The sequence below is a fragment of the Chryseobacterium sp. genome (assembly GCF_029240215.1).
In the GTDB taxonomy this organism is placed as follows: Bacteria; Bacteroidota; Bacteroidia; order Flavobacteriales; family Weeksellaceae; genus Chryseobacterium.
The window spans coordinates 393,779-411,632 of record NZ_JARBTK010000003.1; the positions used below are offsets into that span (position 1 = coordinate 393,779).

The 17,854-nt window shown below is 32.2% G+C and carries 19 protein-coding genes; all 19 read left to right on the forward strand.

The window, feature by feature from the left end; translation table 11 throughout:
• Positions 1–78: 78 nt before the first annotated feature.
• Positions 79–1,242, forward strand: coding sequence for a methylmalonyl-CoA mutase family protein (locus tag K0R77_RS08975; protein WP_300351377.1), 1,164 nt, complete (start codon positions 79–81; stop codon positions 1,240–1,242).
• Positions 1,242–1,682 (forward strand): DinB family protein, encoded by a 441-nt coding sequence (locus K0R77_RS08980; RefSeq protein WP_300351380.1) that lies wholly within the window; start codon positions 1,242–1,244, stop codon positions 1,680–1,682. Before K0R77_RS08975 ends, K0R77_RS08980 begins: the two co-directional genes overlap by 1 nt.
• Positions 1,683–1,687: 5 nt before the next feature.
• Positions 1,688–2,836: a class I SAM-dependent methyltransferase gene (locus tag K0R77_RS08985; protein ID WP_300351383.1), complete on the forward strand. Its 1,149-nt coding sequence runs from the start codon at positions 1,688–1,690 to the stop codon at positions 2,834–2,836.
• A gap of 126 nt (positions 2,837–2,962) precedes the next feature.
• Positions 2,963–3,220 (forward strand): hypothetical protein, encoded by a 258-nt coding sequence (locus K0R77_RS08990; RefSeq protein ID WP_300351386.1) that lies wholly within the window; start codon positions 2,963–2,965, stop codon positions 3,218–3,220.
• A gap of 137 nt (positions 3,221–3,357) precedes the next feature.
• Positions 3,358–4,737: a dipeptidase gene (locus K0R77_RS08995; RefSeq protein ID WP_300351389.1), complete on the forward strand. Its 1,380-nt coding sequence runs from the start codon at positions 3,358–3,360 to the stop codon at positions 4,735–4,737.
• Between the two features lie 115 nt (positions 4,738–4,852).
• Positions 4,853–5,845 carry a T9SS type A sorting domain-containing protein gene (locus K0R77_RS09000; RefSeq protein WP_300351392.1) on the forward strand — a complete coding sequence of 331 codons (993 nt, stop codon included), beginning with the start codon at positions 4,853–4,855 and terminating at the stop codon, positions 5,843–5,845.
• Positions 5,846–5,972: 127 nt separating this feature from the next.
• On the forward strand, positions 5,973–6,719 hold the full coding sequence (locus tag K0R77_RS09005) for a hypothetical protein (protein ID WP_300351395.1): 747 nt from the start codon (positions 5,973–5,975) through the stop codon (positions 6,717–6,719).
• A gap of 25 nt (positions 6,720–6,744) precedes the next feature.
• Positions 6,745–8,475 carry a T9SS type A sorting domain-containing protein gene (locus K0R77_RS09010; RefSeq protein ID WP_300351398.1) on the forward strand — a complete coding sequence of 577 codons (1,731 nt, stop codon included), beginning with the start codon at positions 6,745–6,747 and terminating at the stop codon, positions 8,473–8,475.
• Positions 8,476–8,554: 79 nt separating this feature from the next.
• Positions 8,555–9,262, forward strand: coding sequence for an SDR family oxidoreductase (locus K0R77_RS09015; RefSeq protein WP_300351400.1), 708 nt, complete (start codon positions 8,555–8,557; stop codon positions 9,260–9,262).
• Positions 9,263–9,454: 192 nt separating this feature from the next.
• Positions 9,455–10,201, forward strand: a complete 747-nt coding sequence (locus K0R77_RS09020) for an electron transfer flavoprotein subunit beta/FixA family protein (protein ID WP_300351404.1) — start codon at positions 9,455–9,457, stop codon at positions 10,199–10,201.
• Positions 10,202–10,242: 41 nt separating this feature from the next.
• Positions 10,243–11,190 (forward strand): electron transfer flavoprotein subunit alpha/FixB family protein, encoded by a 948-nt coding sequence (locus K0R77_RS09025; RefSeq protein ID WP_300351406.1) that lies wholly within the window; start codon positions 10,243–10,245, stop codon positions 11,188–11,190.
• A 175-nt stretch (positions 11,191–11,365) separates the two neighbouring features.
• On the forward strand, positions 11,366–11,965 hold the full coding sequence (locus tag K0R77_RS09030) for a bifunctional nuclease family protein (protein WP_300351409.1): 600 nt from the start codon (positions 11,366–11,368) through the stop codon (positions 11,963–11,965).
• Positions 11,966–11,982: 17 nt separating this feature from the next.
• Positions 11,983–13,242 (forward strand): nucleoside permease, encoded by a 1,260-nt coding sequence (locus K0R77_RS09035; protein WP_300351411.1) that lies wholly within the window; start codon positions 11,983–11,985, stop codon positions 13,240–13,242.
• A gap of 205 nt (positions 13,243–13,447) precedes the next feature.
• Positions 13,448–14,422, forward strand: coding sequence for a M43 family zinc metalloprotease (locus tag K0R77_RS09040; RefSeq protein ID WP_300351414.1), 975 nt, complete (start codon positions 13,448–13,450; stop codon positions 14,420–14,422).
• A 107-nt stretch (positions 14,423–14,529) separates the two neighbouring features.
• Positions 14,530–15,084, forward strand: a complete 555-nt coding sequence (locus tag K0R77_RS09045; protein ID WP_300351416.1) for a sigma-70 family RNA polymerase sigma factor — start codon at positions 14,530–14,532, stop codon at positions 15,082–15,084.
• Positions 15,050–15,745 carry a hypothetical protein gene (locus tag K0R77_RS09050; protein ID WP_300351418.1) on the forward strand — a complete coding sequence of 232 codons (696 nt, stop codon included), beginning with the start codon at positions 15,050–15,052 and terminating at the stop codon, positions 15,743–15,745. Before K0R77_RS09045 ends, K0R77_RS09050 begins: the two co-directional genes overlap by 35 nt.
• An 80-nt stretch (positions 15,746–15,825) precedes the next feature.
• A complete protein-coding gene (locus tag K0R77_RS09055; RefSeq protein WP_300351420.1) occupies positions 15,826–16,908 on the forward strand; it encodes a hypothetical protein in 1,083 nt (360 codons plus the stop codon).
• A gap of 158 nt (positions 16,909–17,066) precedes the next feature.
• Entirely contained in the window at positions 17,067–17,450 is a 384-nt protein-coding gene (locus K0R77_RS09060; RefSeq protein ID WP_300351423.1) for a hypothetical protein, read from the forward strand.
• Positions 17,447–17,851, forward strand: a complete 405-nt coding sequence (locus K0R77_RS09065) for a hypothetical protein (RefSeq protein ID WP_300351425.1) — start codon at positions 17,447–17,449, stop codon at positions 17,849–17,851. Before K0R77_RS09060 ends, K0R77_RS09065 begins: the two co-directional genes overlap by 4 nt.
• Positions 17,852–17,854 lie beyond the last annotated feature (3 nt).

Genomic DNA, 17,854 nt, shown 5'->3' on the forward strand with positions numbered 1-17,854 from the left:
TTGCTCCGTAAGTGAATTTGAAATTGACAAGCAAAGCGAATTGACCTTTCACAATTGATTAATTCATACTCATTATTTATGTCACACATAGAAACTTTTTCCAACTGGGAAAATTTAGTTAAAAAGCAGCTGAAAACTGAAGATATTTATACCATTCTGAAAAAAGAAAATTTAGAAGGAATTGATGTAAAGCCCTTTTATAATGACGTTCAAAAGCTATTGACCAATCTTCCGAAAGTTGAAGAAAATACTCATTTGGTAGCAACTTATCACGAAACTTTGGAAGAGGATGTTTTTGCATTTTTGCTTAATGAAAATGTAGAAAATCTTGTAAACAAGACAATATTTATCAATAATAAAGACTTGGCAGAACACATCAGTCCGCAAGACGAGGATCAATATTTTTCTCTGATTGATGTTTTTGATGAAAATAATGCAGTGATTGATGATCAATTAGTCAGAGAATTATTGGCAAAAAGTTTCAAAAGAAATATCTGTGTTGATATTTCAATTCACCAAAATTCAGGAGCGTCTATCGTTCAGCAGTTGGCAATTGCTTTGGCAAAAACAAAAGAATTAGTTGAAATTTATGGCGCTGAGATTTTAAATAAATTAATTTTCAGATTGGCAATTGGAGGAAACTACTTCTTTGAAATGGCTAAAATCCGTGCATTTAAGCTTGTTTTTAATCAGCTTTCTAAAGAATACGGTTTGGATGATATTCCTTACATTTTTACTGAAACATCTTTAAGAAATAAATCAATTTCAGACAGTGAAAATAATTTGATTCGTTCTACTTTAGAACTCGCAGCAGCGATGATTGGCGGTGCAGATGCAGTTTTCAGTATCAATTATCAGATAGGAAAAAATACTGAGAATTCTGAGGAAATTTCATTCAAACAACAGATTGTTCTGGCTTACGAAAGTATTATTAATGTTTTCGAAGATGCGGCCAACGGAAGTTATTATATTGAAGATATCACCCGGCAAATTGCAGAAAAATCTTGGAATTTCTTTTTAGAAATTGAAAATTCAGGAGGTTATTTGGAAACTTTAAAAAAAGGAATCCTTCAGAAAAAAATCTACGATCAAGCTGTAGAAGAACAGAAATGGGTTGAAGAAGGAAAGATAAAACTGATTGGAGTTAATTTATATCCGAAATTAGACGTTAAAAAGTCTGTAGAAGAGCTTTATAATGAAAAAGAAATTAAAGCCGTTCGTTGGGCTGAAATGTTTGAATAATGAAGGATAAGTTAATTGATCTGTTCGAATACACCTATCATTTCAACAAAGAAATGATAAAAACTATTTCTGAAAATATTTCAAAAGCAGACGAAAAAGCAATCAGCTTAATCAATCATACCTTAAATGCCCAACAGATTTGGAATTCAAGGATTTTGAATGAAAAATCTTTTGAAGTCTGGCAAATTAATCCATTTGAAAGTTTAAACGAAATCAATCATCAAAACTATCTGAAAAGTATTGGAATTATTAAAAATTCAGATTTTGACAAAAGAATTGAATATCACAATTCAAGAGGTGCAAAATTTGAAAATACTGTTTTCGAAATACTTTTTCATGCAGTCAATCATTCGACTTATCACAGAGGTCAGATCAATTCTTTATTGAAACAAAATGGTATTAAACCAATACTAACAGATTATATTTTCTATAAAAGATAAGCTCTTTGGAAATTCCAATTTTAAATAAAGAAATTCAAAATTATATTGACGCAAATCTACATGCAGATCTGCATTCTTTATTATTGAAAAAATCACCCTTTCCAGAAGTTTCCATGCAGGAAATCGTCCAGCAGATTAAAGGAAAACAGGTTGCACAGAAAAAGTTTCCGTTTTTGTTGAAAAAAGAAATTGTTTTTCCACCACAGCTCAGTCTTGAGCAATCTTCATCGGAAAAGACAGCTTTTTATAAATCTCAAATTTTAAATGGAAAGAAATTCATTGATCTCACAAGCGGCTTTGGGATTGATGCTTATTATTTTTCTGAAAATTTTGGTGAAATTACTCTGATCGAACAAAATACTGAGCTTTTAAAAATTGTAGAACATAACTGGAGTATTTTAGACAAAAAAGCAAATTTCATTAATCAAAAACTGGAAGATTTTCTCAATGAAAACACTGAAAATTTTGATGTAATCTATCTTGATCCGGCGCGAAGAGACAATCAAAAAAATAAAGTTTTTCTTTTGGAAGATTTGTCGCCAAACATTCTTGAAATCCAGGAAAAGTTGCTCTCAATTTCTAAGCAAGTTGTAATTAAACTTTCTCCGCTTATAGATTTGAAATATCTCATATCTGTTCTGAAAAACATTTTGAGAATTGATATTATTGCGGTTAAAAATGATGTGAAAGAAGTCGTTGTTTTTTTATCCAACGAAAATTCGGGAAAGATTAAATGCCACTGTATCAATTTAGAAAGTGAAGAATCTGAATTTATTTTCGAATTTGGAAGCGAGGAAAATGCTCATGCAGAGTTTTCGGAACCCGAAAAATTTATTTATATTCCCAATAATACGATTTTAAAGGGAGGAATTTTTAATTTAATTTCTGAAAAATTTAATCTGAAAAAACTTCATCCAAACACTCATATTTATACTTCTGAAAATAAAATCAATGCCTTTCCAGGAAGGATTTTTGAAATGGAAGTAATTGACAGTAAGCAGATTAAAAAGAAAGAACAATTTAATATTATTTCTAAAAACTATCCGCTAAAACCTGAAGACATTAAGAAAAAATATGGATTGAAAGATGGCGGAAATGACTATCTTATTTTTACACAATCCAAAAAAGGGAAAATAATATTAAAATCAGTATAAAAATGTTGCCGAAAAATGCAATATTTCTTACTTTTGGGCAATCAAAATTTAGACATGAAATCGCTCTGCCTGTCATCAATGAAGATTTAGCGATTGCAAATGACCTTTAAAAAATAAATAAATCATATGAAAAAATTCATTATATGTTTGGCCATCGCAACAGTTGCAGTAAGCTGCAAAAAGATTCAGGCAGGAGGAAACAAGAATACTTTGAAACTTGAAGAAGGAGTAGAAAGATATTCTGACGATCATCAAGGCGGTCACGACGGTCACACTGCTGAAGCAGCAAGTGAAACTCCGGCTCATGGCGCTCACGAAACTGAAGCTCCTAAGAAAGACAGCGCAACAGCAAAACACGCAGATTCTGCAAAAGCAGGACACTAATTGTTTTCAAAAAAATATACGTAAATCCTGCACTTGTGCGGGATTTACTGTTTTTAAAGCTTTCCTAAAATATAAAACAAGGTTTTTGTTTGTTGGGACAGTTCAATTTTTTTAAATTTATCCAAATTAAATTTACAATGCAAGAGACATTAAATTACATCAACGAAAACAAACTCCGTTTCGTAGATGAATTGTTTGAATTATTGAGAATCGCTTCAATTTCTGCTGATCCGGCTTATAAAAATGAAGTATTATTATGCGCTGATAAAGTAGCAGAACATCTTAAAAATACAGGTGCAGACAATGTAGAAGTTTGCCAGACAAAAGGTTACCCAATTGTTTTCGGAGAAAAAATCATCGATAAAAATTTGCCAACGGTTTTGGTTTATGGTCATTATGACGTTCAGCCACCAGATCCGCTAGAATTGTGGAGAAAACCACCTTTCGAGCCTTACATTGAGAAAACAGAACTTCATCCTGAAGGAGCTATTTTTGCAAGAGGTTCTGCAGATGATAAAGGACAGTTTTTTATGCAGATCAAAGCTTTTGAGGCGATGATGAAAACAAATTCTCTTCCCTGTAATATTAAATTTATTTTTGAAGGTGAAGAAGAGGTAGGTTCTGTAAGTTTAGGTGATTTTGTGAATGAATTTAAAGAAAAATTATCTTGTGATTGTATTTTAATTTCTGATACTCATATTTACAGTAACGAGCAACCGACTGTGACTACCGGTCTGAGAGGTTTAAGCTATGTAGAAGTGGAAGTGGAGGGTCCAAACAGAGACTTGCACTCAGGTCTTTATGGTGGGGCAGTTCCGAATCCTATTCATGTACTTTCAAGAATGATTGCTAAATTGATTGATGATGACGGACAAATTACCATTGATGGTTTTTATGATAATGTAGAAGATGTTTCAGACGAAGAAAGAGCTGAAATGAATAAGCTGAAAGATAATCCTGAAGAATTCAAAAAATCTATCGGCTTAAATGGAGTGGAAGGTGAGGCTGGTTACACCACTTTAGAGAGAACTTCGATCCGTCCGACTTTAGACTGTAATGGAATTTGGGGTGGTTATACGGGAGAAGGTGCAAAAACTGTCATTCCATCAAAAGCTTCTGCGAAAATCTCTATGCGTTTGGTTCCTTATCAGACCCCGGAAGAAATTACAGAAAAGTTCACGAAATATTTTGAAAAAATAGCTCCTGATAATGTGAGAGTAAAAGTTACTCCGCATCACGGTGGATTACCTTATGTTTTGCCAACTGATACAAAAGAATATTTAGCCGCTAAAAATGCAATGGAAACTGCTTTCGGAAAAGAAGTTCTTCCTTACAGAGGTGGTGGAAGTATTCCTATCACGTCAATGTTTGAGCAGGTTTTGGGTGCAAAATCTGTACTGATGGGATTTGGTCTTGATTCTGATGCAATACATTCACCGAATGAACATTACGGTTTATTCAATTTCTATAAAGGAATTGAAAGCATACCTTTATTTTTTGAAAACTATTCTAAATAATGATAATAAGTCCTTAAGAATTTTTTCTTGAGGATTTTTTAAATTTTAACAGTTTTTTTTAATTCACTATGTTAAACTTTATTATATTTACGCTAAATAATTTAAAATTAATTTTATGAAAAAAATTCTATCTTCTTTATTGTTGACTTCTGCAACAATGATGATGTTTGGGCAGGTTATAGTAAACGAAAATTTTAGCTCATTAATATCAGGTAATCTTGGAACGCAAAATTCTTGGTTAACATCTGGTGGTACAGCTACTGACTATCAAATTACTACGATAGATGCGGCACATGGTCTATCATTAACTACTACAAGTGGAAATGGATATGTAGCAACATCAAATCCTAATAATAGAACTGCAGCAAGAGTAACAACCGTTGTTGCTACAACTTCAAATAATATTGTACAAGCTACAGCTGATATTTATACAGGGTCTTCTAACGGAGCAGGCGAGTACAGATTTGTTGTAGTAGGCACCGCAGGTACAACAACAGTAGCTATTGGAGGATTTACATATAATGTTACTACGAAAAAGTTGAATGGATTAGGAACTTTTTATAATGCTACTAGTGTACCAACTCTTTATCTTGCTGTAGCAGATGCTAGTGCACCAGTTTTTCCTGTTAATACTTGGGTAACTGTAAGTTATACATACAATAAAACAACAGGAGCTATGACGTGGTCTTGGCCAGGAGGGGGAAGTTCTGTTACCACTGATCCTGATCAAATTATTGGAATGGTTGCAAAAGATGTATATCTTCAAAATCTAACTGCAACTGGAAACACAGTAAATAATACTGTTGGTATTGATAATATTTTGGCACAATTTGGAAATACTGCAACATTATCCATTAATGATGTAAATACTGTCCCTGTAAATAAAAGAAGTGTCATTTCTGTTTATCCTAACCCAACTTCAGATATCCTAAACATCAAAACAGATTCTAAAATCAATAATGTTTCTGTAACTGATATGACAGGTAGAAAAGTAAGTGTAAAATTAGATGGAGATAAAGTAGATGTTAAATCTCTTTCAGCTGGAACTTATTTAATCAACGTAGAAACTAAAGATGGTATTTCTACTGAGAAATTCATCAAAAAATAAATACTAATACATTTAGTATAATATAAACGCTCCAATTGGGGCGTTTTTTTGTTAAAATAAGAAAATTTAATTTTTATATATTAATATTTTAACTAAATTTATAACTTAATCATAAAAATCAATAACCATGAAAAAAATTGCTTTACTGGCGACGTGTGCCTTGTTTTCAAATTCTTTATTCTCTCAACAATGGGATGGTGCAACAAATTCTACAGATTATATTTTTAGAAATGGAAAAGTTAGCATAGGAACAGATAATAATAATGATAAGCTAAATCTTAATGGCAATTTAAGGTTAACTGGAAATTTTGGAAATAAAATTGTTTTTGGTGGAGGCTCTACGTCATCTAATGGTTCTACGATTGTAGGTGATGGTGGTGATTTTCATATGGAATTAAGTGGCTTTAAGCTTTATCTGCATCCTAACGTTTCCGCTTATTTCGGAGATATAGACCCAAATCCAGAGTTAAAAAAGTCATTCTCAATGGGCCTTAGCGGATTAATTGGAATGGGAACAGATAATTTTTATTGTAGCCAATGTACAGATTACCGCCTCTTTGTAAAAGACGGTATTAAAACAGAAAAAGTAAAAGTAGAAATTGCAGCTAACAATGGCTGGGCTGATTATGTTTTCAAAAAAAATTATAAACTAATGCCTTTACAGGATCTCCAATCTTACATTGATGAGAAAGGGCATTTACCTGAAATTCCTACTACAGAAGAAGCGATTGCTAATGGTATCGAGCTTAAAGAAATGAATATTCTTTTGCTTAAAAAAGTGGAAGAACTTACTTTATATACTTTGCAACAACAAAAGAATATTGAAGAGCAGAATAAACGTATTGAAACGTTGGAGAAAAAATTGAATAAATAATTATTAATCATGTAATAAATTATTTATGAAAAAGTTTTTTTTAATAATGCTTTTGTGTTTATATTCTTGGGGATATTCACAGGGTGAGAATGATAATTGGTATTTTGGGCAAAAAATCGCAATAAATTTTGCAGGAACAAGTCCCCAGCTCTTAACTAACAGTTCGATGATAGCAAATCTTTCATCAGCAACAGTCAGTGATGACAATGGAAATTTATTATTTTATACTGATGGAAACTACGTTTGGAACAGGCAGCATGTAATCATGCAAAATGGAAATGTTGATCAGTATGGAATGCAGATTTCAATTGTGAAACATCTGACAAATCCTAATTTGTATTATATTTTTAGTGCAAATACAGCAGGTTATGTTGCTCGTTATTCAATAGTCGATATTTCATTAGGTAACATTGGCTCAAACGGACAGCCTTTAGGAGCTGTTTTACAGAATTTCAAAAATATTCCAATTTTAGATGAATTTGGTAATGACTTTACAAATGCTAGAGGAATAACGGTTGTTCCACATGGAGATAATAGTTCTTTTTGGGTCTTAATAACAACAGGATTAAAGATTTACTCTTACTTATTAAATAATTCAGGAATGAGCAGTACTCCAATTGTAAATAATCTAAATACAACTGGTTTCTTTACCTATTATAACGGAATTTCTATTAAAGCATCACCAGAAATAAAAGCTTGTAACTTTTCACAATTTTTAAGTATAACCATGGCTAATCTAGGCACTGGTGAAAATGCAGGACTTGTTCGTTCATTTGATAATCTTTCAGGTTTATTAACTACAGATTATAATTTGTCAATTGCTTCTAGTGAACCTATATATACTGAATTTAATAAAAATTCAGATATATTATATATAGCAAGATACGAAAATGGAATTTCAACAAATCAGATGATTTATAAAATAGATCTGTTAAATTCTACAAATAGTAATATTATTTACAGTCCGTTAGATACTGGACAAGCAGATATGTATAATACAGGATCTATACTTACTATACAGAGAAATACAAAGGGGGACATATACTTTTATATACCCTATTATAATTCAGGAAAATATTTAGGTAAAATTAATAATCCTGATATTTATGGATTAAGTAGCGCCAACTTAAATGGAATTGACTTATCATTTTATCCAGATAACGCAATCTATGTAGGCTCTACAAATAATTTACCACAATTAGTACCAAATCTTCAAGAGTCTGGGATTAACTCATGTTTAGCATCTATTCATTTATCATCACCTGAAATTAATAGTACGTATAATTATCAAGTTAGTAATACGATTTTAACAGATCAGGATTACACTATCTCCGCAGGAAAAAATATTCTAATGAAAGCTGGTAATAGTATTACACTTTTACCCAATACAAATATAGAATATGGGGCAACTTATTTGGCTAAAATCGAGGATTGTAATTGTTCTGGTGAAGAAATTGAAGGCAAAGCTCACAAATTAAAAAATAATATGTTTTTAGATTTAAGAAATTTACCATTTAAATATTCAATTAAAAATATTAAAGAAATAGAGATTTACCCCAACCCAACTTCAGACATCCTACACATCAAAACGGACTCTAAAATCAACGTAGTTTCTGTTTCAGATATAACAGGTAGAAAAGTCAATGTAAAATTAGATGGAGATAAAGTAGATGTAAGAGCTCTTCCGGCTGGAACTTATTTAATCAATGTAGAAACTAAAGATGGTATTTCTACAGAGAAATTCATCAAAAAATAAAATACTGATAAATCTTAGTATATTAAAAACGCTCCAATCGGAGCGTTTTTGTTATTTTAGAGAAATAAATTTTAATAATATGATTGAAAATAAAGTAGCATACATCACAGGAGGAACAAAAGGAATTGGTTTTGGCATTGCTAAAATTTTACTCGAAAACGGAATCTCAGTTGCATTTTCGGGAAGAAAAAAAGAAGATGTTGTAGAGGCAGAAAAGGAACTGCAAAAATATTCTGCACAAGTTTTAGGAATCGTTTCCGATGTCAGAAGTTTAGAAAGTGAAGAAAAAGCAGTTCAAAGTATTGTAGAGAAATTCGGGAGATTAGATTTTGTAATTGCCAATGCAGGATTAGGAATTTTCAAACCCGTTGACGAATTAACTTCCGAAGAATGGAATTCTATGATAGAAACTAATCTTACCGGGGTTTTCCATACTTTGAAAGCTTCAATTGAAGAATTAAAGAAAAATGAAGGATATTACATAACCATTTCAAGTTTGGCAGGAGCAAATTTCTTTGAAAACGGAACAGGCTATAATGCGTCAAAATTTGGTGTTGTAGGTTTTACCCAGGCTGCTATGATCGATTTGAGAAAATACAATATTAAATCTACTGTCATCATGCCTGGTTCAGTAGCAACTCATTTTAACGGAAATGAGCCTTCTGAAAAAGATAATTGGAAAATTCAACCTGAAGATATGGGGAATTTGGTCTTGGATATTTTAAAAATGAATCCGAGAGTTTTACCAAGCAAGATAGAGTTTAGAGCAACAAAACCAAAGAGTTAGAAACTTATAATGCGCTGAATAATAATTAAATAAGTATTATGCATGCATAATATATTTTTTATTTATATTTACAAAACTTAACAAACAAAAATTGCTTCCTCAATTTTATTATCTGATGAAGTAAAAAGAAAAATATATAATTTATGAAACCGTAAGGTTGCATATGGTAAATAAAAATAATTAAAACAACATATGAAAATATTAGTTTGTATTAGTAGTGTTCCGGATACTACTTCTAAAATTAACTTTACAGCAGATAAATCTGCGTTCGACAAAAACGGGATTCAATGGGTGATCAATCCTCTTGATGAATTTGCTTTAACAAAAGCAATCAAATTACAGGAATCTCAGGGAGCAACTGTAACGGTAATGAATGTTGGAGATGCTACTACAGAACCTGTGATCAGAAAAGCTTTGGCAATCGGAGCTAACGATGCGGTAAGAGTGAACTTAGATCCTAAAGACAGCTATTCTACAGCAAAAGAAATTGCTTCTGTTGCTAAAAACGGAGGTTATGACTTAGTTCTTTGTGGTAAAGAATCAATCGATTATAATGGTGGTTGTGTTCCCGGAATGGTTGCCCAGTTATTGAATCAACCTTTCGTAAATGCTTCAGTTGGTTTAGACGTAAACGGAAGCGAAGCGACTGCTGTAAGAGAAATTGAAGGGGGTAAAGAAACTATTTCTGTGAAATTACCTGCTGTAATTGCAGGTCAGAAAGGATTGGTAGATGAAAAAGATTTGATTATTCCAAATATGAGAGGGATTATGTCTGCAAGAACAAAACCTTTGCAGGTTGTTGAGCCTACTTCTTCTGAAGTAAAAGTTCAGGGAGTTTCTTATGACTCTGTTCCGCCAAGAGCAGCGGTAAAAATCGTTTCTCCTGATAATTTAGATGAATTGGTAAGATTACTTCACGAAGAAGCTAAAGTTATCTAATCTTTTTAATTATTAAATTTTTTAATCTTAAATTCAAGAAAATGGCAGTATTCGTATACGCAGAAAATATAAACGGAGTTTACAAAAAAGCAGCTTTTGAGGCAGTTTCTTATGCTAAAGCAGTTGCAGATCAGGCAGGTGAAACTGTTACAGCGATCTCGGTAAACCCAACAGATTCTTCAGATTTATTGTATAAATATGGAGCAACAAATGTAATCAATATCAAAGACGAAGGTCTTAAAAATTTCTCGGCAAAAGCTTATGCTCAGGCAGTAAGTGAAGTTGCTGACGGAAACATCATCGTTTTTCCTCACACTACAGATGCTTCTTCGGTTGCGCCAATGTTGGCAGTGATGAAAAATTTTTCATTAATTACTAATGTTTTGGAAGCACCGGAAAGCCAGTCTCCATTTCAGGTAAAGAGAAAAGCATTTTCAGGAAAAGGATTTATGCATGCAAAAGCTGAAGGAACAGGAGTAATTCTTACCGTTTCTCAGAATGCTTTTGGTGTAAAAGAAAATGCAGTTTCAGGTTCTGAAGAAGTGAAAAATCTTTCAGTAGCTAATGAAGATACAAAAGTGATTTCTCACGAGCAAAGTTCAGGAAAATTAGACCTTAAAGAGGCTGAAATAGTAGTTTCTGCAGGTAGAGGAATGAAAGGTCCTGAAAATTGGGGAATGGTAGAAGAATTGGCAAACGTTTTAGGTGCTGCTACAGCTTGTTCAAAACCAGTTTCAGACATCGGTTGGAGACCTCACACAGAACACGTTGGACAAACTGGTAAAGCAATTTCGCCAAATTTATATATTGCGATCGGTATTTCAGGGGCAATTCAGCATTTGGCTGGAGTAAACTCTTCTAAAACGATCGTTGTAATTAACAGTGATGCAGAAGCTCCGTTCTTCAAATCAGCTGATTATGGTGTTGTGGGAGATGCTTTCCAAATTATTCCTGCATTGACGGAGAAAATCAAAGCACTTAAAGGATAGTCGATTGTGAATTTTACTTCGCAAGTCAATGGTGAATTTTTAAAATTGACAAAGAAGTAAATTGACATTTGACCATTTAAAATTCAAATAAATATAATAAAAGCTCGGCTTCCGGGCTTTTATTTTTGTCTAAAAAGTAAAACCTACAATAAAAAATTAATTTATATTTGTAGTCATGGATTATAAACAGCTAATCATTCGCGGAATATCGTACAGCCAGACCCAATCGGGAGCTTACGCATTGTTATTGGAACATGAAGAAACACACATTAAATTACCTGTTGTTATAGGAAATTTCGAGGCGCAATCCATTTCATTAGGCCTTGAAAAAGATATTCATCCGCCGCGTCCGCTTACTCATGATTTATTTACGAAATTTATAGTTTCTGCACAGTTTGAATTAGTGTCTGTCATCATTTATCAGATTGTTGACGGAGTTTTCTTTTCAAATATCAATTTTAAAAATAAACTTAACGAAGAAGAGTTGATCTTGGATGCCCGAACTTCTGATGCTGTTGCGATGGCAGTAAGATTTGATGCACCTATTTTTACAACGCAGCAGGTTTTGAATGAGGCGGGAATTCTTCTTGAATTGGAAGAAACAGCTAAAGAAGATGATGTTTTCTCAGAAGCTGTTCAGGATGAAGACAATTTGAAGCATATTTCTATGGAAGAGCTTCAGAAATTATTGGACGAAGCAGTAAAAGAAGAAGATTTTGATACGGCTCTTGAGATTCAGGAAGAGATCAAAAGAAGAAAAAAGAAAATTGATTAAGATATTATAAATATACAATGAATTTAAAATTACGATTGACGATCCTCAGCTTTCTTCAGTTTTTTGTTTGGGGAGCATGGCTTATTACCTTTGCCAATTATTGGTTCGGAACGATGCAATGGGGAGGAGAGCAGTTTGGAATTGTTTTCATGACTTTAGGAATTGCTTCCATCATTATGCCTGCTGTTACCGGAATTATCGCTGACCGATGGATGAATGCCGAAAAACTCTACGGAATTTTGCATTTAGGGTATGCCATCACTTTGCTTTATTTACCACAAGTAGATAATCCTACGACATTCTTTTGGGTAATGCTGATTGCGATGCTTTTTTATATGCCTACAATTTCTCTTTCAAATTCTATTGCATATTATGTCTTAAAAAATAATAATTTCGATGTAGTAAAGGTTTTCCCGCCAATACGGGTTTGGGGAACTTTAGGTTTTATTGCTGCGATGTGGATTACAAATTTAACGGGTAACAAAGCTTCAGCAAATCAATTTTATATTGCGGCAGCTTTTGCGGTAATTTTGGCTGTTTATTCATTCACATTACCTCCTTGTAAACCACAGAGTCTTATTCCAAAAGATGCATCAATTGCGGAAAAATTAGGTCTAAATGCCTTTAAGCTTTTCGGAAATTATAAATTAGCATTGTTTTTCATATTCTCAATGTTTTTGGGAGCTGCATTGCAACTAACGAATATGTATGGAGATGTGTTCTTATCAGATTTTGGTAAAAATCCGGTTTATGCAGAGAGTTTTGTAGTGAAACGTTCTACACTGATCATGTCGATATCGCAGTTTTCAGAAACCGCATTTATTCTTGCAATTCCGTTTTTCTTAAAAAGATTTGGAATTAAAAATGTAATGTTGATTTCCATGTTTGCCTGGGTTTTGCGTTTCGCATTCTTCGCTTATGGCGATCCTTACGGATTTGGATTAGGTTTGATAATCCTTTCTTGTATTGTTTACGGAATGGCGTTCGATTTTTTCAATGTTTCCGGTTCTCTTTTTGTGGAAACAACAACAGATTACAAAATTAGATCTTCTGCACAAGGTCTGTTTATGATGATGACCAATGGTTTTGGAGCGATAGCAGGAAGTTTTGGAAGTGGATGGATTATTTCAAATTTCTTTACCTTAGAAAACGGAGATAAAATGTGGCATGAAATATGGCTTATTTTTGCGGGTTATGCATTAATTATTACCATTTTATTTGCTATTTTCTTCAAACATAAACATGATCCGGAAGCTGTTGCTAATGTCAATCATTGATTTTTTTAATTTAAATACAATATTTATTAATTTTTTTTAAATCACTTATCTAAGTTTAATGCTTATTTTAAATATATTGGGTGAATTTTTTTTCTTTTTTTTTCGTAAAATGATTTTCATTTAATTAAATTTTTTATATTTGTTAAAGAACTGTTATTTTATTAAGAATAATAAAATAATTTATATTAATTAATACAAATATAGAATGAAAAAGACAATTTTTATGCTAGGAATAGTAAGTGCTATTTTAGCTGGCTGTGAATCAGACGAGAAAATGGAAACCCTTTCCGACGAAAATCAAATTTCTAATACTAATGTACGTAGAGGTTGTGCTTCTGATGAGGTTTTAAAAGATCAGATTGCAAATAATCCTGAATTGGCGAAGAAAATTGCACAAATTGAATCCTTTACTCAATCAAAGATGAATGATAATTTTCAATCTAGGCTGGTAAATGGCGTTATTGAAATTCCTGTTGTTGTAAATGTACTTTATAGAACTGCTGCCGAGAATATTTCTCAAGCACAGATTCAATCTCAAATTGATATTTTGAATAAAGATTTTAATGCTACAAACAGCGATTTCAATAATGTACCTACTAATTTTTCTAATGTGAAAGCTAATGTAGGAATACGTTTCGTTTTAGATCAGGTTGTAAGAAAATCTACTAAAAAAACTTCTTGGGGTACTAAAGATGCAATGAAAAAATCTGCTCAGGGAGGTTTAAATCCTATTTCGCCTACAACAAAACTTAATCTTTGGGCATGTACGATTGGTGGCGGAATATTAGGATATGCACAATTTCCCGGAGGTGCAAGTGCAACAGATGGTGTTGTTATAGATTCTAAATATTTAGGAAATACAGGAACGGCAACTTACCCTTTTAATTTAGGTAGAACTGCTACTCATGAAATAGGTCACTGGATGAATCTTCGTCATATTTGGGGAGATGCTACCTGTGGAAATGATTTGGTTGCTGATACACCTTCGCATAATGCTGCTAACTATGGCGCACCGGCATTTCCTCATTATAGCACTTGCTCAGGAAGTCCGATAGAAATGACAATGAATTATATGGATTATGTAGATGACAGAGCAATGTATATGTTTTCTACAGACCAGAAAAGTAGAATGTTGGCAATTTTCCAGTCTGGAGGACCAAGATATTCTTTTGCTCAATAATTTTTTTAATTTATTATATGATTGCACTTTTGAAAAAAAGTGCAATTTTTTTTTATTTTCGGGCAACCATTTCAAACTTTTGCCGTCTTATAGATAGAAACCGATACATGAAGAATTTAGAAGAGAATTTTAAACTTGCCAAAAAACAAGACCGGAGAGCCCAGAAAGCTCTTTATGAATTGTTTTCAGCTAAAATGTTGGCGGTTGCAAATTCTTACACAAATAATATTCATGATGCTGAAGATATTTTATTGAATGCCTTTTTGAAGTGTTTCAATAAAATAGAAGACTGTAAAGAATGGAAAAGCTTTCCGTTTTGGCTGAGAAAGATTGTGGTAAACGACTCTATCACTTTTGTCAGGAAAAACAGAAATATTCTTTATTCAGATATTGAGATTGCAGATGATCTTCCGGAAGAAAATTTAGATGAAAAACTAAACGAAATTAATCTCGAAGAAATATTCTCTCAAATGCCTGAAGGATATAAACTGGTATTTAATCTTTACGTATTTGAAGATAAAAAGCATCAGGAAATTGCCGAAATCCTTAACATTTCAGAAGGCACAAGCAAAAGCCAATTAAGCAAAGCTAAAAAATGGATTGCTGATTATTTAAAAGCAAAAGAAAATGGAAAGAAAAATACTGAAACAATTAAAATCTGATTACGAAGAGCTCGAAATAAAGCCTTCTGCAGATCTTTGGGATCAGATAGATGCAGCTTTGGAAAAAGAGTCTGAATCGTCTCTGAAATCATCTTTCTCTCCTAATTGGTGGAAATATGCAGCTGTTGTTTTATTATTGATTTCTTTTGGAACATTAATTTATTATAACCGTGATTTTAATACTGAAAAAACTGATTATATCGTAAAAGAAAATCTAAGGAAAGAAGTTTTAAAAACTGAGGATAATTTTGAAATAATTCCACAAAAAGAGAATCCAATCAAAGAAACTGATCCGAAAATTGTAAAAGATGTTGGTCAGAATTTACAGGAAAATAATTTTCAGAATTTAAAGACAAAAAAAGAAATTTCTCAACCTCAAATTTTAGAATCTAAAGAATCAAAAATCGTTATTCATCAACCTGAAAACAATATTGACAAGCAAGAAAATATTGAAAATAGTAATCAGCCCATTATTTCAGATGCAAAAAAAATCAGCTACATCAGTGCAGATGATCTTTTGTTAGGAAGAGAACTCGACAAGTCCCGCGAAAAAGCTAATATGGACACAAGAAAATTTGGAGTTATCCATATTGATAAAGTGATTCCTAAGTTGGGTAATGTGACTGTTTTGGGAGTTACGGTTTACATAGATCCTAAATAATTTAACAACTTTTTTAATGAAAATTAACTGTTACATTTTATGTACGGTCGTAAAATAATGTCTAAAAATAATTACTAAATATGAAACCAAAAATTGCCTTACTCGCTGCTGTCATTGCATTTTCCTATACAAATGCTCAGGAAAATCCTTATACAGACATTCATATGAGAAACTATTCCAAAAAAATTGATAGTATTATCGTCTCCGAAAAAGCTAAAATGAATAATGAGTTGGATGATTTAGAAAAAACTTTTAAAGAAAATAAATTATCTGCAGAAGAAAAACAAAAACAGAAAACCGAAGTTGCAAAAAAATACGAGCAGATCATCAATGGGAAAGTTGATGATGAGAAAGTTAATTTAGAAAATGCAACAAGAGAATTGGTAAAAAGTTCTGTGATGGGAAAAGGAAAAGTTTTTGATCAGATAGGTTTTGCACAGAACAATGCGATTCTTAGTTTTAGAGATACGAAACGCACCAAAAAAGAATTGCTGAAAGCAGATGATTTAAATATATCTTTTGCCTTTCCAAATCTTACAAAATCGGCAGGTTCTTTGAATCTGGCAAACAAATCTTCTGAAGCTAAATTTGGAAAATCTACGTCTACTGTTTTTGAATATCGTGCTACGAGACAGTTTGGTGCACTTACTTCTCCTGTTTTCTACAGAATCGGATTGGGATTAAGAAGTGATACTTATGGATTAGATAATTCTAAAGTTTTTGTACAGCAGGATCGCCAGATTTACCTTACAGATTTCACTCAGGGAAATTTAAAAAAATCAAGAATTTCTAATTATTATGTGACCGTTCCGATTGATTTTGTTTTTGTATTAAATCCTAAATACACAACTGAAAACGATGTGAAAATGCTTGATAATTCCAAGGGGAATTTTAGAGTTTCAGCCGGAGTTTATGGTGGTGTGAGATATTTAAGTCAAAACCAAATCATTTACAAAAACTTTGAGGATCATAGAACAAGTTACAGAGAAAACATCAATGGATCTGTGAATAACTTCCTTTTTGGAGGTAAGATATCTTTAGGATATGGTGCATTGAATGTTTTTGTGAAAAAAGATTTTACCCCGATTTTTAACGATAATGCTAAAATCAATAACAAATATGGGATACAGATTGGTTTAGAATTACTGTATATTAATTTTTAATTATTAATCATTATTTAATTTTTATTAAATAATGATTAATTTTTTATTAAATATTTTGTCGATATTAATAGTTAGTAGTCAAATAATTGATTTTGAAACACACTCAAAAAAAGTGTGTTTTTTTTTGTACTTTGGCTTTCTAAGAATCTTATAAAAAGATGAAAAATATACAGTTGATCGGATTGATTTTAGTGGTTGTGGGAAGTTTCCTTCCGCTCGTTCATGTTCCTGTTATTGGTAACTGGAATTATTGGAAAGTCGACCATTATCTGGCAATTGCTTGTTGGGTTTTCTCGGCAATTGCATTATTTGGGATCATGAATAACAGTCCGAAAATCGTCAAAACCTTTGCTGTTTTGCTAATTCTGTTGTTTCTGTTTACCATTTTCGCTACAAAATATCAGGCGTTCAGCTACTTCAGTTTTCTTCCATTCAAATCATGGACAGAAGCTTTAGCCGCAACAGTAAAATTAAAATGGGGTTGGGCAGTTGAGTTTTTAGGAGCTATAATCATGTTAATTGCGACGAAGAAAAAAATATGAAAGCATACTCAATTTTAGCAAGCATATTGATTTTCTGTTCATCTCAACTGAAATCTCAGGAGCATTTTTTGCTGCCAGATTCTCCTGCAAAATGTCACCTTATCAAAGAAGGCAAATTCATTAAAGAAGGTGATTCTGCTAAAAAATGGAATATAGTTATCAAAAAAGATTCACAGCGAGAATATTTCAATAATAATAAAGATTACATCAAATACAAAATCGAATTTCTTGATGACTGCACTTACAAAACTACAGTTACAGGAAAATCAGACGGCAAAAACCCAATGAGAATAGGTGATGTCATCACCAATAAAATTATAGAAACAGACCATCATTTTATTAAAATTCAATCTCAGTACTTTAATAAAACTGATGAATTTGTTCTTGAAAAAATAGAGTAAATT